This is a genomic window from Cupriavidus sp. 05N38, assembly GCF_056397345.1.
Genome location: NZ_JBFTNF010000032.1, coordinates 28,573 through 53,302, shown reverse-complemented (window position 1 = coordinate 53,302; position 24,730 = coordinate 28,573). Strand labels below are relative to the sequence as shown.

General features: G+C 69.8%; 23 protein-coding genes. 16 read left to right on the top strand and 7 right to left on the bottom strand.

The features are described from left to right. Positions 1-81 precede the first annotated feature (81 nt). Complete coding sequence (locus AC1DK4_RS22905; RefSeq protein ID WP_441619028.1) at positions 82-312, bottom strand: hypothetical protein; 231 nt, start codon at positions 310-312, stop codon at positions 82-84. Positions 313-376: 64 nt separating this feature from the next. Between AC1DK4_RS22905 and AC1DK4_RS22900 the strand changes: the two genes are divergently transcribed. From AC1DK4_RS22900 to AC1DK4_RS22855, 10 genes are all read left to right on the top strand, one after another. Then, positions 377-1,438 carry a substrate-binding domain-containing protein gene (locus AC1DK4_RS22900; RefSeq protein WP_441619026.1) on the top strand — a complete coding sequence of 354 codons (1,062 nt, stop codon included), beginning with the start codon at positions 377-379 and terminating at the stop codon, positions 1,436-1,438. A 75-nt stretch (positions 1,439-1,513) separates the two neighbouring features. Further along, positions 1,514-2,536: an ABC transporter substrate-binding protein gene (locus tag AC1DK4_RS22895; RefSeq protein ID WP_441619025.1), complete on the top strand. Its 1,023-nt coding sequence runs from the start codon at positions 1,514-1,516 to the stop codon at positions 2,534-2,536. A gap of 149 nt (positions 2,537-2,685) precedes the next feature. Further along, the gene (locus AC1DK4_RS22890; protein ID WP_441619024.1) at positions 2,686-3,501 is read left to right on the top strand and encodes an ABC transporter permease; all 816 of its coding nucleotides are present in this window, start codon (positions 2,686-2,688) and stop codon (positions 3,499-3,501) included. A 14-nt stretch (positions 3,502-3,515) separates the two neighbouring features. Continuing rightward, positions 3,516-4,397 (top strand): ABC transporter permease, encoded by an 882-nt coding sequence (locus AC1DK4_RS22885; RefSeq protein WP_441619272.1) that lies wholly within the window; start codon positions 3,516-3,518, stop codon positions 4,395-4,397. After that, the gene (locus AC1DK4_RS22880; protein WP_477131796.1) at positions 4,390-5,454 is read left to right on the top strand and encodes an ABC transporter ATP-binding protein; all 1,065 of its coding nucleotides are present in this window, start codon (positions 4,390-4,392) and stop codon (positions 5,452-5,454) included. Before AC1DK4_RS22885 ends, AC1DK4_RS22880 begins: the two co-directional genes overlap by 8 nt. Then, complete coding sequence (locus tag AC1DK4_RS22875; protein ID WP_441619020.1) at positions 5,451-6,314, top strand: phosphodiesterase; 864 nt, start codon at positions 5,451-5,453, stop codon at positions 6,312-6,314. Before AC1DK4_RS22880 ends, AC1DK4_RS22875 begins: the two co-directional genes overlap by 4 nt. 459 nt (positions 6,315-6,773) lie before the next feature. Continuing rightward, the gene (locus AC1DK4_RS22870) at positions 6,774-7,442 is read left to right on the top strand and encodes a response regulator (RefSeq protein ID WP_477131795.1); all 669 of its coding nucleotides are present in this window, start codon (positions 6,774-6,776) and stop codon (positions 7,440-7,442) included. Positions 7,443-7,445: 3 nt separating this feature from the next. Further along, a complete protein-coding gene (locus AC1DK4_RS22865; protein WP_477131794.1) occupies positions 7,446-9,266 on the top strand; it encodes an ATP-binding response regulator in 1,821 nt (606 codons plus the stop codon). A gap of 204 nt (positions 9,267-9,470) precedes the next feature. Then, the gene (locus AC1DK4_RS22860) at positions 9,471-10,919 is read left to right on the top strand and encodes an aldehyde dehydrogenase family protein (RefSeq protein WP_441619014.1); all 1,449 of its coding nucleotides are present in this window, start codon (positions 9,471-9,473) and stop codon (positions 10,917-10,919) included. 83 nt (positions 10,920-11,002) lie between these two features. Further along, positions 11,003-13,153, top strand: a complete 2,151-nt coding sequence (locus tag AC1DK4_RS22855; protein WP_441619012.1) for a phosphocholine-specific phospholipase C — start codon at positions 11,003-11,005, stop codon at positions 13,151-13,153. A gap of 42 nt (positions 13,154-13,195) precedes the next feature. Here AC1DK4_RS22855 and AC1DK4_RS22850 read toward each other — a convergent pair whose 3' ends face one another. Further along, positions 13,196-13,828 (bottom strand): CDP-alcohol phosphatidyltransferase family protein, encoded by a 633-nt coding sequence (locus AC1DK4_RS22850; protein WP_441619010.1) that lies wholly within the window; start codon positions 13,826-13,828, stop codon positions 13,196-13,198. Positions 13,829-13,930: 102 nt separating this feature from the next. Next, complete coding sequence (locus tag AC1DK4_RS22845; protein ID WP_477131793.1) at positions 13,931-14,554, bottom strand: HAD family hydrolase; 624 nt, start codon at positions 14,552-14,554, stop codon at positions 13,931-13,933. Positions 14,555-14,926: 372 nt separating this feature from the next. On the opposite strand from AC1DK4_RS22845, the gene AC1DK4_RS22840 reads away from it, so the two are divergent. Beyond that, entirely contained in the window at positions 14,927-16,786 is a 1,860-nt protein-coding gene (locus AC1DK4_RS22840) for an ExeM/NucH family extracellular endonuclease (protein ID WP_477131792.1), read from the top strand. Here AC1DK4_RS22840 and AC1DK4_RS22835 read toward each other — a convergent pair. Continuing rightward, complete coding sequence (locus AC1DK4_RS22835) at positions 16,783-17,250, bottom strand: DUF2127 domain-containing protein (protein WP_441619004.1); 468 nt, start codon at positions 17,248-17,250, stop codon at positions 16,783-16,785. The genes AC1DK4_RS22840 and AC1DK4_RS22835 overlap by 4 nt on opposite strands. Positions 17,251-17,453: 203 nt before the next feature. Between AC1DK4_RS22835 and AC1DK4_RS22830 the strand changes: the two genes are divergently transcribed. Together AC1DK4_RS22830 and AC1DK4_RS22825 are read left to right on the top strand one after the other, a co-directional pair. Continuing rightward, positions 17,454-17,666: a DUF3820 family protein gene (locus tag AC1DK4_RS22830; RefSeq protein WP_477131791.1), complete on the top strand. Its 213-nt coding sequence runs from the start codon at positions 17,454-17,456 to the stop codon at positions 17,664-17,666. A 141-nt stretch (positions 17,667-17,807) separates the two neighbouring features. Further along, entirely contained in the window at positions 17,808-18,461 is a 654-nt protein-coding gene (locus tag AC1DK4_RS22825; protein WP_441619000.1) for a GntR family transcriptional regulator, read from the top strand. A 1-nt stretch (position 18,462) separates the two neighbouring features. Here the strand turns inward: AC1DK4_RS22825 and AC1DK4_RS22820 are convergent, their stop codons facing one another. The 3 genes from AC1DK4_RS22820 to AC1DK4_RS22810 form a co-directional block, all read right to left on the bottom strand. Beyond that, positions 18,463-19,797, bottom strand: coding sequence for an MFS transporter (locus AC1DK4_RS22820; RefSeq protein WP_441618998.1), 1,335 nt, complete (start codon positions 19,795-19,797; stop codon positions 18,463-18,465). Then, on the bottom strand, positions 19,794-20,531 hold the full coding sequence (locus AC1DK4_RS22815; RefSeq protein WP_441618996.1) for a hypothetical protein: 738 nt from the start codon (positions 20,529-20,531) through the stop codon (positions 19,794-19,796). The genes AC1DK4_RS22820 and AC1DK4_RS22815 overlap by 4 nt, the downstream gene beginning before the upstream one ends. 153 nt (positions 20,532-20,684) lie before the next feature. Beyond that, positions 20,685-21,596, bottom strand: a complete 912-nt coding sequence (locus AC1DK4_RS22810; protein WP_441618995.1) for a LysR family transcriptional regulator — start codon at positions 21,594-21,596, stop codon at positions 20,685-20,687. 404 nt (positions 21,597-22,000) lie between these two features. On the opposite strand from AC1DK4_RS22810, the gene AC1DK4_RS22805 reads away from it, so the two are divergent. From AC1DK4_RS22805 to AC1DK4_RS22795, 3 genes are read left to right on the top strand one after another with little or no spacing between them, the layout of a single operon-like run. Next, positions 22,001-22,474, top strand: coding sequence for a Spy/CpxP family protein refolding chaperone (locus tag AC1DK4_RS22805; RefSeq protein WP_441618993.1), 474 nt, complete (start codon positions 22,001-22,003; stop codon positions 22,472-22,474). A 47-nt stretch (positions 22,475-22,521) separates the two neighbouring features. After that, a complete protein-coding gene (locus AC1DK4_RS22800) occupies positions 22,522-23,238 on the top strand; it encodes a response regulator transcription factor (RefSeq protein WP_441618991.1) in 717 nt (238 codons plus the stop codon). Continuing rightward, complete coding sequence (locus AC1DK4_RS22795) at positions 23,235-24,587, top strand: HAMP domain-containing sensor histidine kinase (protein WP_441618989.1); 1,353 nt, start codon at positions 23,235-23,237, stop codon at positions 24,585-24,587. Before AC1DK4_RS22800 ends, AC1DK4_RS22795 begins: the two co-directional genes overlap by 4 nt. Positions 24,588-24,730: the final 143 nt, after the last annotated feature.

Here is a 24,730-nt window from a genome sequence, read left to right as displayed (position 1 = left end):
CGCGGCGGGCGGATCGATGACGGCAGCGTGTACTGGGGCCGCCACCTGTAATTAACATGTTAATAAGATTGCGCCCGCCTTTCAAGTGCTTTCTGGCCCCGCGGCGATCGCCGCCGCAGGGCGTGGCAAGGATTGCCCCCCGCAACTCCGGCAGGCGTCCTGGCAACTTGTCATCGTGCTGTCACGCACCATCTCCACAATCCGCTGCTGTACCGGGTTATCGCCTTGCGGACGCAGGATTTCCTCATGCGCCGCAGCATCACAAAGGCTTGCTGCCCGATTTTTTTGCGCCTTGAATGAAAACGTTTTCATTTCTGCAGCCCATCTTCTGGAAGGGGTCTTCGGCCGCCGCCAGAACCAGACCGGACCCATCAACGTGAACCGTAGCCAGGACCGCAGCCACGCCACCCCGCAAGACGCCGCCACCCTCCTGGATGTGGCGCAGGCGGCCGGCGTGTCGCTGGCCACGGCCTCCCGCGCCTTCAACAGCCCGGACCTGGTGCGCGCGGGCACCGTGCAGCGCGTGATGGACGCCGCGCTGCGGCTGAGTTTCCGCCCCAACCTGCTCGGCAGCAAGCTGCGCGCGCAGCAAAGCCGCATGATCGGCGTGATGCTGCCCACGCTGGAAAACGCCGTGTTCGCCGACTGCTGGCGCGGCATCGAGGACGCCGCGCTCGCCGCGGGCTATTCGCTGATGCTGGTGACCAGCGCCTACGATCCGGCGCGCGAGCGCGAACGCATCGAGTACCTGCTGCGCCATCGCGTGGACGGCATGGTGCTGACGGTGGCCGATGCCGCGCGCAGCGCCGTGCTGGACCAGCTCGACGCCGAAGGCGTGCCCTATGTGCTGGCCTACAACCAGGCCGCGCCGCGCGGCCGGCGCTACTCGGTCTCGGTGGACAACCGCGGCAGCGCACGCGAAGGCGTGGAAGCCCTAATCGCCGCCGGGCACCGCCGCATCCGCGTCGTCTCCGGCGCCTTCGTCGCGTCCGACCGCGCCCGCCAGCGCTTCGACGGCTATCGCGACGCCATGCGCGCGCATGGCCTGGAGCCCGCCCCGCCGCTGTGCCTGCCGTCCCATACCGCCAGCAACGCCGGGCAGATCAGCGCACTGGCCACGGGCCCGGATGCGCCCACCGCCTTCTTCTGCACCAACGACCTGCTGGCCATCGGCGTGATCTCCGATCTCAAGCGCATCGGCCTGCGCGTGCCGCGCGATATCTCGGTGCTGGGCTACGACGGCATCGCGCTCGGCGCGCTGGTGGAGCCGCCGCTGGCCTCCGTGGTGCAGCCCAATGCCGAGATCGGCGCGCGCGCCGTGGCCGGCCTGCTCGTGCGCTTCGATCCCGCCGGCGCGGCGCGCGAAGCCGGTAACGAACGCATCACGCTGCTGCCGCATGCCCTGCGCCTGGGCGGCACGGTCGCCGCGCCGGCGTGAGGCGGCTGTCCCGCCGCCATGAGACCCAGCCTTTCCCCCCAGCCCCAGCCCCAGTCCGTAACCAAGGAGTTCACCATGCAAGCAAGCCGTTCCTGGCACAAACCGCTACGCTGGATCGCCGTCGCGCTCGGCGCCGCCGCCTTCAGCCAGGGCGTGGCCGCGCAAACCGCGATCTGCTACAACTGCCCGCCCGAATGGGCCGACTGGGCCGCGCAGATCCGCGCCATCAAGGAAAAGACCGGCGTCACGGTCCCGCATGACAACAAGAATTCCGGACAGTCGCTCGCGCAGCTGGTGGCGGAGAAAGCCAGCCCGGTGGCCGACGTGGTGTACTACGGCGTGACCTTCGGCATCCAGGCCAAGAAGGACGGCGTCACCGCCGCCTACAAGCCCGCGCACTGGAACGACATCCCCGACGGCCTCAAGGATCCGCAAGGCAACTGGTTCGCCATCCATTCCGGCACGCTTGGCTTCATGGTCAACGTGGATGCCCTGCGCGGCAAGCCCGTACCGCAATCCTGGGCCGACCTGCTCAAGCCCGAATACAAGGGGCTGATCGGCTACCTCGACCCCGCCAGCGCCTTCGTCGGCTATGTCGGCGCGGTCGCCGTGAACCAGGCCATGGGTGGCACGATGGAAAACTTCGGGCCCGCCTTCAAGTACTTCCGCGACCTGCAGAAGAACCAGCCCATCGTGCCCAAGCAGACCGCCTACGCGCGCGTGCTGTCCGGCGAGATCCCCATCCTGCTGGACTACGATTTCAACGCCTATCGCGCCCGCTACAAGGACAGCGCCAACGTGGCCTTCGTGATTCCGAAGGAAGGCACGGTGGTGGTGCCCTACGTGATGAGCCTGGTGAACAAGGCGCCGCACGATGCCGAAGGCCGCAAGGTGCTGGACTTCGTGCTGTCCGACGCGGGCCAGGCGCTGTGGGCCAATGCCTACCTGCGCCCCGTGCGCAGCGCCGGCATCCCGAAGGAAGTGCAGGCCAAGTTCCTGCCGGCGGCCGACTATGCACGCGCCAAGCCCGTGGATTTCGCCAGGATGGCGGATGCGCAGAAGGGGTTCAGCGAGACCTACCTGAAGGAAGTCCGGTGATCTGAAGCGTGGCCGGGGGCGAGTCTGCCGACCCGCCCCGGGCCGCGCTGCCGTGCACGCCCGGCCTTCCGCACGAATCTCGCACGACCCCCGCGCCAACCCTGCATCAAACCCGCTTCAACCATGCTTCCATCGGCGAGAACCTCATCATGAAGAAGCCGCTTCCTCTTCTCCTCTTCGCCCTGCCCGCGCTGATCGTCTTCCTCGCCTTCTTCTGCCTGCCGATGGCAAGGCTGATCGCGGTCAGCGTCAGCGGTGACGCAGGCGCCAGCGTCTACTGGACCGTGCTCACCAGCCAGCGCTACCTGCACAGCCTGCTGGTCACGGTGCTGCTGTCGGCCGCGGTCACGCTGGCCACGCTGGTCATCGCCGGCATCACCGGCACCTTCCTTGAACGCAACGCGGTGCCGGGCAAGAGCCTGCTGGTGGCCATGCTGACCTTCCCGCTGGCCTTCCCGGGCGTGGTGATCGGCTTCATGGTGATCATGCTGGGCGGGCGCAACGGGCTGCTGGCGATGGCGGGCGACTGGCTGGCGGGCGAACGCTGGACTTTTGCCTACGGCCTGATGGGGCTGTTCGTCGGTTATCTGTATTTCTCCATCCCGCGCGTGATCCTGACCGTGATGGCCGCCGTGGCCAAGCTCGACGCTTCGCTGGAAGAAGCCGCGCGCTCGCTGGGCGCGGGACGCTGGCGCGTGGTGCGCGACGTCATGCTGCCCGCGCTGATGCCGGCCATGATCTCGAGCGGAGCGATCTGCTTCGCCACCAGCATGGGCGCGTTCGGCACCGCCTTCACGCTGGCCACGCAGCTCGACGTGCTGCCGCTGACCATCTACAACGAGTTCACCAACTACGCCAACTTCGGCATGGCCGCGGCGTTGTCCGTGCTGCTGGGCACGGTGACATGGGCCCTGCTGGCGCTGGCGCGCTGGTTCTCCGGCGACGCCGTCGCCGCCACTGCCTGAGGAGCGCGCACATGATGCATTCACGACGACGCGGCGGCGCCTACTGGCTGCAGCTTGCCCTGGCGCTGCTGGTCTGCCTGTTCATGGTGGTGCCGGTGGTGCTGTCGGTGCTGGCCGGGCTGACCAACAATATCTTCATCGGCGTGGCCAGCGGCCTGACCACGCGCTGGCTGGTGGAGGTGTGGTCGCTCTACCGCAACACCATTTTCCTGTCGCTCGGCATCGCGCTGGCCTGCCTGGCCTGCACGCTGGTGCTGGGCGTGCCCGCGGCCTACTACATGGCGCTGCGGCGCGGGCGCGTGACGCGCCTGATCGAGGAGTTGCTGATGCTGCCGGTGGCCGTGCCCGGGCTGGCCACGGCGCTCGGCCTGATCCTGCTGTACGGCGGCTGGCAGGCGTTCCGCACCAGCTGGGTGTTCATACTGGTGGGGCATGTGCTGTTCACGCTGCCGTTCATGGTGCGCTCGGTGCTGGCCATCATGTCGGCCATCGATATCCGCACGCTCGAAGACGCTGCCGCCAGCCTGGGGGCGACCCGGCTGCAGCGCTTCTTCACCGTGGTGCTGCCCAATTGCCGCCAGGGCATCCTGGCCGGCGCGCTGATGGTGGTCACGCTGTCGGTGGGCGAGTTCAACCTGACCTGGATGCTGCACACGCCCACCACCCAGACCCTGCCGGTGGGGCTGGCCGACAGCTACGCTTCCATGCGGCTGGAGATCGGCTCGGCCTACACCATCGTGTTCTTCTTCATGATCATTCCGCTGCTGGTGCTGATGCAAGGCGTGAGCGCGCTCGGCGCGCGCGCCCGCAAGCACCGCCTGCCCGCCGGCGATGCCGTGGCCAACGGCCTTGCCGGCACCGATCCGCTCCCCGCTTCCGAGGCCCGCCATGCATGAACCCACTCCCATCACGCTGCGCCACTGCGGCAAGACCTTTGCCGACGGCACGCTGGCGCTGGAGCCGCTCGACCTCGATATCGGCGCGGGCGAGACCCTGGTCCTGCTCGGGCCTTCGGGCTGCGGCAAGACCACCACGCTGCGCATCATCGCCGGGCTGGAATTTCCCGATGCCGGCGGCGTGGTCATGTTCGGCGACAACGACGTGACGACGCTGCCGATCGAGCAGCGCGGCGTGGGCATGGTGTTCCAGAGCTACGCCCTGTTCCCCAACATGACCGTGGCGGAGAACATCGCCTACGGCCTGCGCGTGCGCCGCGTGGACGCCGCCGCGCGCCGCCGCCGGGTGGACGAAATGCTGGCGATGATGCATCTCGGGCCCTTTGCCGAGCGCCGCGTCGACCAGCTCTCCGGCGGCCAGCGCCAGCGCGTGGCACTGGCGCGCGCCATCGCCGTGCAGCCGCGCGTGCTGCTGCTCGACGAGCCGCTGACCGCGCTCGATGCCAAGTTGCGCGACGCGCTGCGCGCCGACATCAACCAGCTGCTGCGCAGCCTGCATATCACCRCGGTCTATGTCACCCACGACCAGGCCGAAGCCATGGCGCTGGGCGACCGCATCATCGTGATGGACCGCGGCCGCATCGCCCAGGCCGGCACCCCGCAGCAGATCTACCGCGCGCCGGCCAATGCCTTCGTGGCGGACTTCATCGGCACCATGAACCGCCTGCCGGCCCAGCGCGAAGGCGGTGCCTGGCGCGTGCCGGGCGGGCTGGTTCCCTGCACCGCCGGCGCGCCCGCCTCCGGCGCCGGGCAGGCCGAGCTGCTGTTCCGCCCCGAAGACGTGGCGCTGGCCCAGCCCGGCGACGCGCACCTGGGCGGCGCGGTCGTGACCGCGCTGTTCCTGGGCAACTACACGCGCCTGCTGGTCGACGTCGGCGCGCCAGCCCCGCTGGTCGTCGACACCACCCGCCGCGACGGCTGGCTGGCGGGCGACCGCGTCGGCCTGCGCCTCGATACCGGCCACCTGATCACGCTTTCGCAAGCCCTCCCCGCATGAACACCCCGAACGACGACACCGCAGGCAGCTACCTGCTCGCCCATATCACCGACCTGCACATCAAGGCGGGCGGCAAGCTCTCCTATCGCATGGTGGATACCGCGGGCGCCCTGCAGCGCTGCATCGACACCCTGCTGGCCGCGCCGCAACGGCCCGACGCGGTGGTCATCACCGGCGACCTGGTGGATTTCGGCACCGAGCAGGAGTACCGCTTCCTGCGCGGCATCCTGGCCGGGCTGCCGCTGCCGGTGCGGCTGCTGCCAGGCAACCACGACCACCGCGCCACGCTGCGCCGCGTGTTCGCCGACCACGATTACCTGTTCGCCAACGGCGACGGCGACGCGCCCGTCCACTACTGCGTGGATGCCGGGCCACTGCGGCTGGTGGCGTTCGACTGCACGGTGCCGGGCAAGCCGGGCGGGCGCGTCGATCCCGCCGCGCTGCCCTGGCTCGACGCGACCCTGGCGGCGGCCCCCGGGCGGCCCACGCTGCTGATGCTGCATCATCCGCCCTTCCATACCGGCATCGGGCACATGGACCAGCAGGGGCTGGAAGGCGCCGGCCTGCTCGAGCCCGTGGTACGCCGCCATGCGCAGGTGGAGCGCGTGCTGTGCGGCCACCTGCACCGGCATATCACGCACCGCTTCGGCGGCACGGTGGCCATGACGGCGCCGGGACCGGCGCATCAGGTCGCGCTCGATATCGACCCGCGCGCGGCGTCGCGCTTTCGCATGGAGCCGCCGGGCTACCTGCTGCACTGGTGGCATCCGGCCCACGGCCTGGTCAGCCACGCCGCGGTGATCGGCGATTTCGGCGCCAGCCATCCATTCTTCGATGCGGCCGGCAAGCTGATCGACTGATCGACTGGTCGACCAGGCGGCTGAACGGCCGGGCATGCCGTGCTTTGCATCTCGCTGGCCCGGCCGGCCCGGCGGACGAAAAAAAGCCCACAGCCGGCTGGTTGTGGGCGAGAAAAGTGGTAGGGGCAAGTCGCGGAAATCACCCACGCACTCATGGTGACAGCCGGGGCCCGGTGGCGAAATAATCTTTACGGACTAGGGCCGCGCGCGGCCAGGCCGCCCCGGCTGCCCGCTGTCCCAGGCCCGGCGCGGGTTGCGGGGCAATCCGGCCGGCGCGATCGAATTGCGTTTCCCCACCAACGAGGGGTAATGGACAGCACTGCGAGAATCGAGTCCAATTCGCCTGCGACATTCGGTATTGTCCTGGCAGTCTTGCGCGCCCGGACGCCGGCTTATCGGGCCGCCTGCTACCCTTTGCATCACCTTGCCTGCCACGGCCGCCGTGCCCCCACAGCCTCAATGCTCAACGCCCATCTGCTGCTGATCGACGACCACACCCTGTTCCGCACCGGCCTGCGCCTGGTGCTGGCGGACAGCCCCAGCGTGGCCGGCATCATCGAGGCGGGCTCGGTCATGGGCGCCGTGCAGGAGCATCGCGGCGCGGCTGTGGATATCATCCTGCTCGATATCCAGATGCCCGGTCTCAATGGCATCGAGGGCGTGAAGGTGTTGCGCCGGCACTTTCCCGCGGCGCGCATCCTGATCGTGTCCGGCACCTCCGGGCTGGAAACCATCYCCCTCGCCGCGCGCAGGGAGATCGCGGGCTTCCTGCCGAAATCGGCCGACAGCGAGGAGATCGAACAGGCCATTGCCAGCGTCCTGCGCGGCGATACCTGGTTCGGCCCCGCTCCGGCCGCCGAGCCGGGCGGCAACCCTCGCAGCGACCCCGGCGGCGGCACCGCCGGGTCCGGCGCCTACCAGCCCAGTTCGCTCACACCGCGCCAGCTCGAGGTACTGGAACAGCTCAGCCTGGGCCGTTCCAACAAGGTCATTGCCCATCACCTGGGCCTCTCGGAGAACACGGTGCGCGTCCACGTGGCGGCCATTCTCGACCACCTGGGGGTGGTCAGCCGCGTCGAGGCGGTGCTGGAGGCGCAGCGCCGCGGCCTGGTCCAGAACGGCAGGTAAGCCATGGTCCTGCTCGTTCCCCGCTATGACGAACCGCGCCTGCTGGCCGCGGAGATGGAACTGATCGACCAGAGCTTCGGCATCGCCATGCTGGGCTGCGCGCTGGCCGGATTTATCCTCGCCCTTGGCCTGAGCATCGGCGGCGGGCATCCCGGCGCCTTTCCATGGGCCGTCGCGCTGGCGGCGGCGTGCGCGCTGGGCCACTTCGGGCGCCGCGCCATCGCCGAGCGCCTGAGCGAGGCCCGGGCCGGGCTCTATGCGCGCGGCATGACGGCCCTGCTGACCGTGATCGGCGGGCTGTGGGGCCTGGCGGCATGGCTCTACATGGACGTCCACTCGCCGGCCACGGTGATCTGCATCCTGTCGCTGATCGCCGGCATGAGCGCGGCGGCGCTGGCGGTGTTCTCGCCGTGCCTGCCGGTGGCGGTGGGTTTCTTCGTGCCGGCCATCGTGCCGGTATGGGCTGTCTTCATCGCCACCGGTGACAGCGCCTACCTGGCGATGTTCCTCGGCGCGCCGCTCTACCTGGCGGTGCTGATGGTCTTTGCGCGCAACTACGCGCGCGTGGCGCGCCATGCCATTGCGCTGCGCTTCGCCAACGTGGAGCTGATCGCGCGGCTGCGCGAGCAGACCGCGCGCGCCGAATCCGCCCAGCACGAGGCCGAGGAAGCCAATCGCGCCAAATCCGTGTTCCTGGCGTCGGCCGGCCATGACCTGCGCCAGCCGCTGCACGCGCTCGGGCTGTTCGTGGTCACGCTGGGCCGCTCAGAGCTGAGCGACAAGCAGCGTCAGCTGCTGGCGCATATCGAAGCCGCGGCCGGCGCCGCGCGCGAGATGCTCAACACCCTGCTGGACTTCTCCAAGGTGGATGCCGGCGTGATCACGCCGCAGCCACGCGCGTTCCGCCTGCAGCCCATGCTGTACAAGCTGGAGAACGAGTTTGCGCCACAGGCCGACGCGCGCGGCCTGTTCTACCGTACCCGCGACACCACCACCACGGTGTTCGCCGACCCCAACCTGGTCGAGCTGATCCTGCGCAACCTGATCGCCAATGCCATCCGCTACACCAACCAGGGCGGCGTGCTGGTGGCATGCCGGCAGCGCCGCGGCTGTGCCGTGCTGGAGGTCTGGGATACCGGCGTGGGCATTCCCATCACGCAGCGCCGCGCGATCTTCAGGGAATTCCACCAGCTCGGCAACCCGGAGCGCGACCAGCGCAAGGGGCTGGGGCTGGGCCTGGCGATCGTGGAAGGCCTGGCGCGCACCATCTCGACCCGCGTGCTGCTGAACTCCCGCCCGGGCCGCGGCTCGGTGTTCCGCTTTGCGCTGCCGCTCACGTCCCAGGCCGCGCAGCCAGCCGATGCCTCCGCGGGCACGCCGGGCACCATGCCGAGCCGGCCCAGCCTGCATGGGCTGCGCGTGCTGGTGCTCGACGATGATCCGGAGATCCGCACCGCGATGACCGCGCTGCTGCAGAGCTGGCAATCGGTCTGCGTGGCGGTGGAATCCGAGAGCGAGGCGCTGGCCGCGCTGGCGGATTTCACGCCGGACCTGCTGCTGGCAGACTACCGCCTGCGCGGCGAGCGCACCGGGCAGGAGGYCATGGAAGCCATCCGCGAGCGCCTCGGGCGCGCCATCCCGACCGTGATCATCACCGGCGACACCGCGCCGGACCGGCTGCGCAACGTGCATGCCGGCGGCGCCGCGCTGCTGCACAAGCCGGTGGTGGCGCAGCACCTGCATACCGCCATGACAGCGCTGTTGAGCGAGTCCGGCTGGCGTCCGGAGATTCCCCGCGCGGCCGGGATGCGGATGCACGGCTGAGCGGCGCGGCCCTGCRCCGCGGCCGACCCCATCGTCGGCCCCCCATTCATGCGATTTTCGTATTAATCAATCCGTCCTATTAATTGGACTTAGGGCCGACGCCCGCCCACACTGCATTGCGTGACAGCAGGCACGGGCGCCCGGCAAGCCGTATCGCTGCGCCCAAGTGCCGCCAGGTTCCACCGACCCACGCGAGGAGCAGCCATGAGCACGCAGCACGAACTGCCAAGACACGACTTGCTGATCGACGGCAAGCGTCTGCCGCCGGGCAGCGGCGAGTATTCCACCGACCTCAACCCGGCCACGGAAGCCCCGATCGCGCTGGTGGCGCAGGGCAGCGCCGCCGACGTCGACCTCGCCGTGGCCGCCGCGCGCGCCGCGCTGAAGGTCTGGAACGGCCTGCGCGCGGCCGAGCGTGGGCGCATCCTGTACCGCTTCGCGGACTTGCTCGAGCGGCACCAGGAAGAACTCATCGCGCTGGAAAGCCTGGACGCCGGCAAGCCCCTGGCTGCCGTGCGCCGCCAGGACATGCCCGCGGTCATCGATACCGTGCGCTACTACGCCGGCTGGGCCGACAAGATCAATGGCCAGGTGGTACCGACGCGCCCCGGCGCGCTGACCTACACCGTGCGCGAGCCGGTCGGCGTGGTGGCGGCCATCGTGCCCTGGAATTTCCCGCTGATGATCGGCATGTGGAAGATCGCCCCGGCGCTGGCCTGCGGCTGCACGCTGATCGTCAAGCCCGCCGAGATCACGCCGCTGACCGCGCTGCGCGTGGGTGAACTGGCGCTCGAAGCCGGCCTGCCGCCCGGCGTGCTGAATATCGTGCCCGGCAAGGGCAGCGTGGTGGGCAATGCGCTGGTGGCGCATCCGGGCATCGACAAGGTGACCTTCACCGGCTCGCCCGGCGTCGGGCGCGGCATCATGCAGGGCGCTGCCGCCAACTTCAAGCGCGTCACGCTGGAACTGGGCGGCAAGTCCGCCAACCTGATCTTCGCCGACGCCAATGTGGACGCCGCGGTGCGCGCCGCCGCCTCCGGCATCTTCTTCAACGCCGGCCAGGTCTGCTCGGCGGGCTCGCGCATCCTGGCCCAGCGCGAGATCTACGACGAAGTGGTGGAGAAGCTCGCCGCGCGCGCCGGCTCGATCCGCGTGGGCGACCCGGCCGCGCCCGACACCGCCATGGGCCCGGTGGTTTCCGCCGCGCAGATGAAGACCGTGCTCGACTACGTGGAGATCGGCAAGCGCGAGGGCGCCACCGCCGTCACCGGCGGCGCGCGGCTGGGCGACAAGGGCTACTTCGTGGCGCCTACCGTGTTCGCCAATGTCGAGCATGAGATGCGCATCTCGCAGGAAGAGATCTTCGGCCCGGTGGCCAGCGTGATCCGCTTCGAAGACGAAGCCGACGCCGTGCGCATCGCCAACGGCACCGCCTTCAGCCTTGCCGCGGGGGTATGGAGCGCGGACATCGGCCGCGTCCACCAGGTGGCCGCCGAACTGCGCGCCGGCACGGTGTGGATCAACACCTATGGCCATACCGACGTGCGCCTGCCCTGGGGCGGCGCCGGCGATTCGGGGCTGGGGCGCGAGCACGGCGACGCGGCCATCGACAATTTCACCGAACCCAAGGCGATCTGGCTGGCGCTGCGCTAATAGCGCGGCGCCCCGGGAAGGCTCCGGCGGCGTTAAGATGGCGGGCGCGCCGCCCGGCGCACCCGCTACCAATGCCCCCCCCAATGCCAGACCGACGCCAATTCCTGCGCTCGGCGGCCGGTACCCTTGCCGGCGCCAGCGCGCTGTCCCTGCTGCCCCCCGCCATCCGCCGCGCCCTCGCCATCCCGGCCAGCAGCCCCACCGGCACGCTGCAGGACGTGGAGCACATCGTGGTGCTGATGCAGGAGAACCGCGCGTTCGACCACTATTTCGGCGCGATGCAAGGCGTGCGCGGCTTCGCCGACCGCTTCCCGGTGCCGGTGGCCAACGGCAAGACCGTCTGGTACCAGCGCGACGAGACCGACCCCGCCGCGCCCGCCACGCTGGCCCCGTTCCACCTGGACACTGAGCAGGTGTTCGAGCTGATGCGCGTCGCCGGCACGCCGCATACCTGGTCCAACACGCAGGACGCCTGGGGCGAAGGCCGCATGCAGCAGTGGCCCACGTTCAAGAAGCGGCACGCGATGGGCTACTTCAGCGACGCCGACCTGCCCTTCCAGTACGCGCTGGCCAATGCCTTTACGGTGGCCGACGCCTACCACGCGTCCTTCCTCGGCGGCACCAACACCAACCGCTGCTTCCTGTGGAGCGGCACCAACGGCCCGGACGGCAAGGGCCACGGCCCCGCCATCGACAATACCTACAACAAGCTCGGCGGCGGCAAGCCCGACGGCGGCTATGCCTGGACCACCTATCCCGAGCGGCTGGAAGCCGCCGGCATCAGCTGGCGGATCTACCAGGACATGGCCGACAACTATTCGCTCAACGCCAACGCAGGGTTCCGGGCCTACCGCGACGCCTACCACGGCCTGCCAGGCGCGCAACCGGCGCTCAGGGACAAGGCGCTCGGCACGCGCAGCCTGGACCAGTTGCGCCAGGATGTGCTGGACGGCAAGTTGCCGCAGGTCACATGGATCTGTCCCACGCGGGCGGGCTCCGAACACCCTTCCCCATCCAGCCCGGCGCAGGGCGCGGCCTATGTCTCGGCCGTGCTGGATGCGCTCACGGCCGACCCCGCGGTGTGGAGCAAGACCGTGCTGCTGCTGATGTACGACGAGAACGACGGCTTCTTCGACCATATGCCGCCGCCGGCCGTGCCGTCCTGCCTGGCCTGGGACGCCGATCCCGCCAAGGCCGCCTATGCCGGCGCCTCCACGGCCGATACCGGCGGCGAGTACCACCACCTCGTCACGGGCGTGGCGGCGGACGACTTCCCGCGCCTGCGGCACCGCCCCTATGGACTGAGCATGCGCGTGCCGATGATCGCCATCTCGCCGTGGAGCAAGGGCGGCTGGGTCAACTCCGAGGTGTTCGACCACACCTCGGTGATCCGCTTTATCGAGGCCCGCTTCGGCGTGCGCGAGCCGAACATCTCGCCTTGGCGGCGAGCGGTCTGCGGGGACCTGACCTCGCTGTTCGATTTCGCCAGGCCGAACCACGCGCAAGCGCTGCCCGCGCTGCCCGCCACCGCCGCGCTGGCCGCGCGCGCGCGGGCGCTGCCGGGCACGCGTACCCCGGCGATTCCGCTGCTGCCCGAACTGCCCGCGCAGGCAAGCGGCACGCGCCCCTCGCGCGCGCTGCCCTACGAGTTGCTCGCCCAGGCCGCGGCAGATCCTGCCGGCGCCTCGCTGCGGATCGATTTCATCAACACGGGGCATGCGGGCGCGGTGTTCCACGTCTACGACCGCCTGCACCTGGAACGCGTGCCGCGCCGCTATACGGTGGAAGCCGGCAAGCGGCTGGCGGGCACCTGGGACACGGGCGCCGACGCAGGGCGCTACGACCTCTGGGTGCTCGGGCCCAATGGCTGGCACCGGCATTTCACCGGCACGCAGGCGCCGGCCGGCGCGGAAATCGAACTGGGTTACGACATCGCCGCGCGCGGCGTGCGCCTTGGCTTGCGCAACGACAGCGCGCAGCCGCGCACCTTCACGGTGACCGCCAACGCCTACCAGCCAGACACGCGCCGCGTCGAGGTGCCCGCGCGCAGCCGGCGCGAACTGGCCTGGCCCGCCCGGGCGTCGGGAGGCTGGTATGACTTCACGGTGTCGGCGGCGGACCTGCCGGGCTTCGCGCGGCGCTGCGCGGGGCGGCTGGAAACCGGCCAGCCCTCGGTCAGCGACCCGGCCATGGGCGGCCGGGCCATCGGCGAGCAGTGGCGCCCGCCTGTGTGAAAAACCTGCCCGGCCCTGCAATTCCTGCGGCCGCGCCGCAGCCTAGAGCTTCGGAATGCGCAGGGTCTTGCTGATCATCAGCGAGCCGGACAGCACGAACAGCAAGGCCAGCGGGTGCAGGTCCGCCGGCCCCAGGCGCCAGACACCGCCGAACAGCGCGTCGCCCAGCCGCCCCTGCCACGCGCACAGGGCCAGCACGCCGGTCAGCAGCACACTGGTGGGGATCGGCGTGCCCTCGAAATACGCCACCTTGTCGGCGCCCTCGGACAAGGTCTCCGCGGTCACGTTGAAGCGCGCCAGGCGACTCACGCCGCAGCACACGAAGTAGATCAGCGCAGCCATGTCCCAGCCGCCGCGCATGCCTGCGGCGAACGCCAGCGTGGCCGGGCCGACGCCGAAGGAAATGATGTCCGCCAGCGAATCCAGCTCGCGCCCCAGGGCCGAGTGCTGGTGCCGCCAGCGCGCAATGCGCCCGTCGAGCACGTCGAAGACAAAGGCCGCCGGGGCAAGCGCCGCGGCCGCATAGAAATGATCGGGCGAGCGCGTGGCCACGTAGAACATGGCGAAGAAGACCGATGCCATGCCGCAGGCCGCATTGCCCAGCGTGAACAGGTCCGCGAGCTGCATTTCGCGGATCATGGAGAAATGCTTGGGGCGTTCCGTTGTCGATGCCATGTCGGCGGTCTCCTGGCTCCATTGGCGCATGTGGATGAATCGCTGCCTGCAAGAAGCGAACCACGCGCAGGTAGCGACGAGGAAGCGAACGCCCGTGCCGCGCTAGAAGCGCAGGCCCGCCGCCCGCAAGGCTCGCCCGGTCTCGCCTGCGCTCACATGATGCACGGTCTGCCAGCCCAGGGCGGCCGCGGCGGCCACATTGGCCGCATTGTCGTCGATGAACAGCATCTCCTGCGGCGCAATGCCCGGCAAGTGCGTGYCGATGCGCGCATGCATGAGCCGGTAGATGGCCGGGTCGGGCTTGGCCACGCCGACCTCGCCGGATACCAGGATATCGCGGAACACATCCAGGAAATCGCCCATGCGCCGCGCATGCGGGTAGGTTTCGCTGGACCAGTTGGTCAGGCCGAACAGCGGCACCTGTGCCGCATGCAGGCGGCGCAGCAGATCCACGCCATCGCCCAGCACGCCGCGCAGCATCTGCGGCCAGCGGCCGTAGAACGCACGGATCAGGCTGGCCTGCGCGGGATGCTCGGCCACCAGTTGCTCGGTGGCCTCTTGCAGCGGACGGCCGGCGTCCTGGCGGATATTCCAGGCGGGCGAGCAGACTTCGGACAGGAAGCTGGCACGCTGCGCCGCATCGGGAATCAGCTCGCGATAGAGGTACTCGGGGCTCCAGTCGAACAGGACACCACCAAAATCGAACACGACGGCACTGACGGTCACGGGATCTCGCAAATTGGGTGCTTGGGCGGCGGACAGACGGCATTTTCGCAGAGTCCGCAGCCGCGCAGGCGCCTGCCATGCCGCCACTATCAGATTTCTCGCAACGCGAGGCCAGGCCGGGCCACCTACGCTTGCGGCTGTTGCCATCGCTGCTCCGGGCCGCGCGGGCATTCCGGGCATGCCGCTCATATGGCGCCCACCAACCCAGCCGATACCATGCGTCTGAAGCCATCCAGGTCCTCCCGCCCCCTCTGCGTCTTCCCTTCCCTCACCGTCTACCGCCCGGCGCCTGCCTGCCTCGCATGGCTCTGCCTGCTGTTGCCCCCGGCCGCCCCGCCGGCCCATGCCGCGGCGCGCGCCGCTCAGTGCGGCATGGCCGCCACGCCGATCGCGGAATTGCGCGCCGCGGGCGCGCCATCCATCGGCCGCAGGGTCGTGCTGGAAGCCGTGGTCACGGCCGACTACACGGGCGCCGACGGCTTCGCCGGCTTTTTCGTGCAGCAGGCCGATGCCCGGCGCCAGCACCGCCCCGGCATCTCGGAGGGCATGTTCGTCTATGCGCCGCGCGCCGGCATGCGCGCCGGCGACCTGGTGCGCCTGAACGGCACCGTGGAAGATCGCTCCGGCCAGATGCAGCTGAGGCTGTCCGGCACCGCCACGGTGTGCGCGCGCGGCCTGGCGGTGACGCCGGCGGTCGTCACGCTGCCCGTGGAACATGCGGGCGCGCTGGCCGCCCATGAAAGCATGCTGGTCCGCCTGCCGCAGACGCTGACCGTCAGCGACACCTACGAACTGGGCCGTTACGGCAGCGTGGCGCTGAGCTACGGGCGCCTGCAGATTCCCACCAACGTAGCCTTGCCTGGCGCCGGCGCCAGGGCGCAGGCCGCCGCCAATGCCCTGAACCGGCTGACGCTGGACGACGGCTCGAGCCGGCAGAACCCGGCCACGGTGATGCACCCCGCGCCCGGCCTGAGCGCCGCCAATACCCTGCGCGCCGGCGATAGCGTGGCCGGCGTGCAGGGCGTGCTGGAAATGCGCTTCGGCGGCTGGCGCGTGCAGCCCGTGCCCGCGGCGCCGCCGCCGCGTTTCCTGCCTGCCAACCCGCGGGCCGGCGCACCGCTGCGCGCCGCCGGCAGCGACCTGCGCGTGGCGGCCTTCAATCTGCAGAACTACTTCAACGGCGACGGCAAGGGCGGCGGCTTCGATGATCCCGCCAACCGGGGTGCCCGCACGCCGGCGGAGTTCGCGCGCCAGGAAGCCAAGCTGCTGGCCGCGCTGCGCGGCCTGGATGCCGACGTGATCGGCCTGGTCGAAATCGAGAACAACGGCTACGACGAGACCAGCGCCATCCGCCGGCTGGCGGCCATGCTGGGGCCCGAATGGCGTTTCGTCGATCCGGGCGGGGTCAGCCTCGGCGGCGACGCCATCGCGGTCGGCCTGCTCTACAACAGCCGCACGGTGCAGGTCGCGGGCATGCCGGYCACGCTCTGGTTCGGCGAGAGGAACCGGCAACCGCTGGCCGCCACATTCCGCCTGCATGCGCAGGCCCGCCAGCTCACGGTGGTGGTGAACCATTTCAAGTCCAAGCGCTGCACCGACGCGCGCGGCGCCGACGCGGACCAGGACGATGGACAGGCCTGCTGGAACACCACCCGCGTCGCCGCGGCCATGCGCCTGGCCAACTGGCTCGCCACCGCGCCCACCGCCGTGGCCGACCACGGCAAGCTGCTGATCGGCGATCTCAACAGCTATGCGCGCGAGGACCCCATCCGGATGCTGGCACAGCGCGGCTATGCCGACATGATCGCGCGCTTCGCGTCCGGCCCGGCCTACAGCTTCGTGTTCGGCGGCGAGGCCGGCTACCTCGACCATGCCCTCGCCGACGACGCGGCGGCCAGCCGCATCCGTGCCGTCCATCACTGGCATGTCAATGCCGACGAGCCCGTCGCGCTGGCCTATCCGCTGGCCAGCAAGAGCACGGCACAGCAGCAGGCCTTCTACGCGGCCGATGCCTATCGCTCGTCCGATCACGATCCGGTGCTGGTCGACCTGGCGATGCGTGGCGACGCCACCTTGCCGGGCGGCGTGGAGCCCGCGGGGGAGAGCGGCGAAACCGGCACGCCGGCAGGCGGATCCGCCCGGCCCGCCGACGGCGGTGGCGGCGGCGGCGCCATGGAGCATTGGCTGGCCATGGCGCTGGCAGGCGCGGCTTGGCTCGCCAGGCGCCGCTAGCGCGCGCCCGCCGGCTCGCGCCTGATGCCAACGGCCAGGTAGGCCACGATCAGCGCGTTGGCAATGGCCAGGCCGATATGGATCGGCGACGGATGGGCGATCGCCTCGTACATCTCCACCGGGATATAGATCCCGCCGGACCACACCCCAAGCCAGCTTGCCCATACGCGCTGGTGCCACAGGCCGAAGGCCTCGGTGAAACGCATGGCGGCATACATCGCGGCCGAACCGCCGATCGCCCACAGGCGCGCATCGCTGGGATGGTCCATCAGCGACAGGAAGATGGTCGGATAGCGGCTGCCCGGATTCAGGTGCAGGCGCGCCACGATGGCCTCGGCCAGCGCCTGCGCGTCCCGGTGCAGGAGCGCAACCAGCCCCAGCCCGGCCAGGATCACCAGCGCCCCCTTGGCGGCTTCGAACAGGGCGATGCCCTTCAGCCCGGCGCCCGCAGCATGCTTTGCCATCGTTGACTGTCCATTTCTGATCCGGCTTGTCGAATCCGGCTTGTCGAATCCGGCTCGCCGGATCCTGCTCGTCGAGTGCCGCCTGCCGGACTTAAGGTGGGGATCGTACCCCGGCACGCCCGCCCGCGGCAATCCGGCCATCGGCATCCTGGCCTGCGCGCGCTGTTACCATCGCCCTGCCGCCGTCTTCCGATGCCCGTCCCATGAACCCCGAACTCCTGCCGCTCCTGCTTACCCGCACCATGCCCTATGGCAAGTACAAGGGCCGCGTGATCGCGGACCTGCCGGGCAACTACCTGAACTGGTTCRCGCGCGAAGGCTTCCCCACCGGCGAGATCGGCCAGTTGCTCGCGCTGATGCACGAACTGGACCACAACGGCCTCACGGGATTGCTGGACCCGCTGCGCGGGCGCTAGGCCCGCGCCGGGGCCGCCGCCGATTGGTAGTACGATTACGCCCTTGCCAAACACCGAAATACAGCAGGGGGAAGCGTTTTGCCATCAGTGGATCGCCGCAGCGCCGGCGCGTCGCGCTCGCCGCGCGCCCGGACCGAGACCTTGTCAGAGAACGAACGGGCCTACAGCGGCCTGCGCGAACGGCTGACCACGCTGGTCTACCGCCCCGGCGAGCATCTCAATATTTCCACACTGGTGGAAGATCTGGATATCGGCCGCACCCCCATCAACCAGGCGCTGCACCGGCTGGCCAACGAAGGCCTGGTGCAGATCCTGCCACGCAAGGGCGTGGTGGTGGCGCCGCTTTCCATCGACGACGCGCTGCACCTGATCGACGTTCGCATGGCCAACGAAACCCTGTGCGCGCGGCTGGCCGCCGAGCGCATCACCGCTGACGGATTGCTCGTGCTGGAGGGCATCTTGCGCGAGCTCGACGAAGCCGTGGCGCGGCGCGACCTGCCGCTGGTCACCAACCTGGACCGCCTGTTCCATGAGGAAGTGGCGCACCGCTCTGGCAACCCCATCCTGATCGAGATCCTGAAAGTGCTGCACGCGCGTTCGCAACGCTTCTGGGCCATCTCCCTGTCCTCCGAGGGGCACCTGGGCGAGGTCGGCGAAGAGCATCGCGCCATCCTGCAAGCGCTGCGCGACGGCGACGGCGCGGCGGCGGCCAGCGCGGTGGCGGCACATGTGCTGTCGTTCCGCCAGGCGCTGCTGCAGGGCCGCCGCGAGCCGGTCTTCGCCATGGGCAGCTAGGCTAGCCCTCCAGCGGCTTGCGCGCCGTCTCGCGTGCCACCAGCAGGGCTGCCAGCGTGACGGCCAGCGCAAGGCAGACATAGAGCGAGATCGCGATCGTCGAGCCATACGACTTGTACAGGCTGGCGATGATCAGCGGCGCAAAGCCGCCACCGAGGATGCCCGCCAGCGTGTAGGCCAGCGACGACCCGGCGTAGCGCACCCGCGTGGGAAACTGCTCCGTCACAAAGGCCGCCTGCGGGCCGTACATCATGGCGTGGATGACCAGGCCGACCACCACCGCCGCGCAGATCTGCAAGGGCTGCGCGCTGTCCATCAGCCGGAAGAACACAAAGGCCCACACCGCCGCCAGCAAGGCCCCGGCGATATACACCGGGCGCCGGCCAAGCCGGTCGGACAGGCTGCCGAACAGCGGCACCGCGATCGCATTGCAGGCCGCGCCGATCATGGTGGCGGTCAGCGCCAGCGGGCGCGACAGGTGCAGCACGCTGGTCACGTAGGTCAGCGTGAACACCACCACCAGCGCATAGAGCACGTCGGAGCCGATGCGCGCGCCGCCGGCCACCAACAGGCGCCGCCAGTGGTCGACGAATACCTCCTTGATCGGCGTCTTCGCGGTGCTCTTGCGCGCTTCCATCTCCTTGAACAGCGGCGTTTCTTCCACGCCGCGGCGCAGCCACAGCCCGAACACGACCAGCAGCACGCTGGACAGGAAGGGAATGCGCCAGCCCCACGCCTGGAAGTCTTCCGGGCTCAGCCAGAGCGAAACCAGCGCGATGAAGCCGGTGCCCAGCAACGTGCCGCACGACGGCCCGACCTGCGTGAACGAGGCATTGCGCCCGCGCTGGTGCTGCGCGCCGTGCTCCATCGACAGCAGCACCGCGCCGGCCCATTCGCCGCCGATGGCCGCGCCCTGCACGAAGCGCAGGGCCACCAGCAGCAGCGGGCTCCAGATGCCCAGCGACTGGTAGGTCGGCAGCACGCCCATCAGGCCCGTGGCCACGCCCATCAAGATCAGCGTGGCAACCAGCACGAAGCGGCGCCCGAGCTTGTCGCCCAGGTGGCCGAACAGCACGCCGCCGAGCGGGCGCGAGACATAGCCCACGGCATACGTGGAGAAGGCCAGGATGGTGCCAGTGAGCGGATCGAACGACGGAAAGAAGATTGCGTTGAAGACCAGCGCGGCCATCAGGTTGTAGACGGTGAAGTCATACCATTCCAGGGTGGTTCCGATCGTGCTGGCCGCGGCCAGGCGGCCCATGCCGGGCTTGCCGGCGGTGGCCTGGGCCGCGGCCGGCGCTTGCGTGACGGGGATGGTGTCGGCGCTCTGCATCATGCCACCTCCTGCGCGAAGAGCTTCCACCTGAGCACGTAGCGCGCGGCATTGGCGGCGGGCACGCCCAGCTGCTGCGCCGCGTCGTGCAGGGCGGCCGCGCCGGCGGCTTCGCTGCTGCTCTCGATCACGAGAATGGGGAGCAGTTGCCGGTCTTCCACGCTCTCGCGCGGCAAGGGCTGGCTCAGCGCGGCGTCGGGCATCAGCAGGTAGGACTGTACGAAGCCGGGCCGCGCAGAGAGCTCGCCGCCCACCTCGGCCGCCTGGTCGACCAGCGCCAGCGGGTCTTCGGGATGCGCCAGCGGCAGCACGGCGAGCCAGCTGCCGCTGCCCTGCCCCACCGCGGCGGTGACCTCGCTTACGCGGCGCATGGGCTGGCGCATGCGCCCGAGGTTGGCGACCGACCACGGCGTCTGGCGCCTGAATGCCGCCTTGTACGCTTCGGACGTGAAGGCCGCCAGCGACTCGGTGCGGTACAGGCCGAGATATTTCGGGCCACCCTGGACGGCCTCGTAGCGCGCGGCAGAGATGAATCCCTCGATGCGGGCACGCTCCTCGACGTGCTCGCGGTCATACCACTGGTTGAAATCGGCCTCGTCGGCCGCATCCACGTTGGCGGCGACAAACAGCATGCCCTGCGGCGCCATGCCCGTCGGGCCCTGGCTCGCAGACTTGTCGCTCATCTCGTGCATCTGGTGCATCTCGCTCATCTCGCTGATCTCGCTGATCTCGCTCATTCCACTCTCCGTCTGCCCGCGCTGCTTGCGGGCGGTGAGAGGATGATCGGCGCCAGCGGCCCGCGCGACAAACGGGTTTTTCTTCGCATTTCCGATCAGTTTTTCTGTTCGACCCCGCCACGCACGCGCACCAGCACGGCGCGCGCCGCGGCCTCATGCCGGCGAAAATGGTGCAGGCAGCGAGAGCACGTAGCGGTCCGATTCGCGGCAGGCCAGCTCCGCCACCAGGCGGATTGCCTCCGACGCCGCGTGGTCGAGATGGCTGACCACCAGCCGCTGGTGCGGCAACGGCACATCGCAGGGGATCACGCGCAGTTCGCCGCGCTCCACTTCCTCGCGCACCGGCGCCAGCGGCATCAGCGCATTGCCGAAACCGCCCTTGACCAGCCGCACGATGGCCGCGATGGAGCTGACGCAATGCACCTTGCCCACCGGCAGCCCGGCCTTGCGGTACAACTCCTTGAGCGCCACGTGCGGCTGCGAGCCGGGGCTCATGGTGATGGTCGGGTGCTGCAGCAGCGCGCTCAGCCTGCCTTCGTCCGGCAGTGCGGGGCCGGGCGGGCCCACCCAGCCGATCGCCATCGGCAGGCATGGCGTGCTGGTGATGCCCTCGCCCACCGCCGGATCGGTCTGCAAGGCGATATCGATGCCGCCCGCGCGCAAGGTGTTGTGCAGGCCTTGCGTGGTTTCCGAGGTGAGCTGCACCTCGATGCCCGGATAGTGCGTCTGCAAGTGGCGCAGGAAATCGACCAGCCAGGTGTGCACCACGCTTTCGATGGCGCCGATGCGTACCAGCCCCAGCGGCGCATCGCCCGAGCGCCCCAGCACCATGATCTCCCGCTGCAACTCCAGCAGCCGCTCACCGTAGCCCAGCAGCCGCAGGCCGACCGGGGTGAGCCGCAGGTCGCGCGCCTCGCGCTCGAACACGCGCGCGCCGATCTCCTGCTCCAGCGAGGCAATGCGGTTGGACATGGCGGCCTGCGTGATGTGCAGCTTCTCGGCCGCCGCGCGAAAGCTGCCGAGCCTGGCCACCCACATGAAGGCTTCGATAAAGCGGGTATTCATGGCGCGCGGCTTCCTCCGCGGTCCGTGCGCCGGGCGAGCGCTGGCCGCGTCAATCCGGCCACCCGCCAGCAACGCCGGGTGCGGCCATTGGCATATTGCTCATTCAATGGATTCCTTCGCTTTCACTGAAATTTCACAGTTATTGCAGCACGGATTCTTATGCAAATTCCGCACCAGCGCTGTAGAGGGATTCCCTGAGCCCGGCCGCCGGGGCGGCTCCCTGGCTTGCGTGCATTCGCATGACGACAACGCATTGCTGATCTCCCGCTTCGCCCAAGAAGCAGCAACGTATCCCGCGGTGCCTGAAACAAAACGAAACAAAGCGAAACCGCGCCGACACCCGCGCATGCCGCGCGGGCGGCACCATGACAGCCATGTTCCACCCCTTCCCAAAGGAAACTGTCATGAGACCCTGGATCAAACGCACCCTGTTCGGCATGTTCGGCGCCGGCATCGCCCTGGGCGGCCTGAGCGCATGCGGCAGCTATCACCATGGCGGGCCCGGTGGCCGGATGAGCCCCGAGGAAGTGGCCCAGATGCGCGAGAAAATGATCGAGCGCGTCAGCAAGAAGCTGGACCTGAATGCCGAGCAGAAGCAGCGCCTTGCCGTGCTGGCCGACAAGCTCAGGGAGCAGCGCGCCGCGCTGACGGGCAATGCCGCCGATCCGCGCGCCGAGGTGCAGGCTCTGGTCGCCGGCGATAGGTTCGACCGCGCCCGCGCACAGACGCTGGTCAGCGAAAAGACCGCCGCCATCAACACAAAGAGCCCCGAGGTCATCGCCGCCATGGCAGACTTCTACGACAGCCTCAATGCCACCCAGCAGCAACAGGTGCGCGAGTTCCTGCAGAAGCGCCGCGGTGGCTGGCGCGGCCACTGAGGAGCACGGGGCATGAACTGGAACCCGACCGAGACCCCATGCCGGCCATGCCCCGCATCCTCCTGATTGACGACGACGAGCAGCTCGGCCCGCCGCTCGCCATCTACTTCGCCCGCTTCGAACTTCAGCTGGAGCAGGCCCTGCGGCCCAGCGACGGCCTCGCGCGCCTTGCGCGCGGCGGCTACGACGCCGCCATCCTGGACGTGATGCTGCCCGAGATGGATGGCTTTGCCTTGTGCCGCACCATCCGCCGGGACAGCGACATCCCGCTCGTCATGCTCACGGCGCGCGGCGAGGTCATGGACCGCGTGGTCGGCCTCGAGCTCGGCGCCGACGATTACCTGCCGAAGCCGTTCGAGCCACGCGAGCTGGTGGCACGCGTGCAGACCGTACTGCGCCGCCGCGGTGCAGCGCCTTCGCCCGACGCCGGCGCGCGGCTGCGATTCGAAGGCGGGCTCGAGATCGACCCGGCCACGCGCGGCGTGCGCTGCGGCGGCGAGGACGTGGTGCTGACCAGCACCGAGTTCGACCTGTTGCTGCTGCTGGCCCGCGAACCCGGCAAGGTCTTCGGCCGCGACGACATCCTCAACCACCTGCGCGGGCGCGACGCGGAGCTGTACACGCGCGCGGTGGACATCCTGGTCAGCCGCCTGCGCAAGAAGCTCGATCCGCCGGACTGCATCAAGACCTTGCGCAACGCAGGCTACTCCCTCGCCCTGCGCCCGCAAGGCGGATCTGCCGCCCACGCGGGGGCGCCGGCATGAGCGGACGCTGGCACCAGCGCGCGCGCCACGCCGTGCGGCACCGGCTGCACCTGCGGCTGGTGCTGTTGTTCCTGCTGCTGGCGCTTGCCACCACGGTGACCTTCGTCGGTGGCATGCAGAAGGCGTTCAGCACCGGGTGGCGCAGTGCCGCGCGGCCGCTGGTGGCGGACTACGTCGACCGCCTGGCGGCCGAGATCGGCAGCCCGCCGAGCGTGGAGCGCGCCCGCGCGATCAGCGCGCGCCTGCCGGTGAGCGTGCGTATCGCCGGCCCGCGGGTGAACTGGCAATCCGAGGACGCGCCCGCTTCCGGCTGGCGCTCCGGCGCGGCCATGCGCTGGCCGCGCCACGGGCCGGACGACGATGCGCCCCTGTTCTCCCGCACGACCGCGGACGGCCACCGCATCGATTTTGGCTTGAGCACCGCCACCTGGCAGAACCAGCCGCACCGCGCGGGGTGGATCACGCTGGCCGTGCTGCTCGGCCTGACTGCCCTGGCCTATCTGTACGTGCGCCACCTGCTGCGCCCGCTCGACGATATCCGCGCCGGCGCGCGGCGCTTCGGCGCGGGCGAGTTCGGCCAGCCCATTCCCATCCGCCGGCGCGACGAGCTGGGCGTGCTGGCGCACGACGTCAATACCATGGCGCGCGACATCCACCAGATGCTCGACGCCAAGCGCGCGCTGCTGCTGGCCATCAGCCACGAACTGCGCAGCCCGCTCACGCGCGCGCGGCTCAACACCGAGCTGTTGCCCGACACACCCGAGGTCCGGGCCCAGCGCGAAGCGCTGCTGCGCGACCTGGCCGGCATGCGCGACCTTGTCACCGACCTGCTGGAAAGCGAGCGGCTTGGCCAGGGCCACGGCGCCCTGCTGCTGGAGCCCACCGACCTGGCCGCGCTGGCCCGCGAGGTGGCGCTCGAAGTGACACAAGCCATGCGCGGTGACCGGCCCGCCGCCGGGCAGATCGCGCTGTCCATCGATGCCGGGCTGCCCGCCACGCTGGCGCTGGACCGTACCCGCATGCGCCTGCTGCTGCGCAACCTGCTCGACAATGCGCTGCGCCACAGCGCCGCCGCGCCCCGGCCGCCCGAACTGCACCTCGCCAGGGATGCGGGCGGCAGCATCGCCCTGCGCGTGCGCGACCATGGCCCGGGCGTGCCCGACGATCAGCTATCCCACCTGGCCGAGCCCTTCTATCGCCCGGACGCCGCCCGCGAACGCGCCACCGGCGGCATCGGCCTGGGCCTTTACCTGTGCAAGCTCGTGGCGCAGGCACATGGCGCGCGCTGGCAGGTACGCAATGCGCAACCGGGCCTGGAAATCGAGATCACGCTCCCGCCTTCGCCGTAATGGCCAGGCCGGACAGCGGCCCCCGCGCGTGCCATGTGGCGTGATATGTGGCGTGACATCCGGCGTGACATGCGTGTTGAAAGGCAGCGGCCGCGCGACGGGTGGGCGGCGCGCCGAACCGGATGTGCAGCGCGTGCGGACCC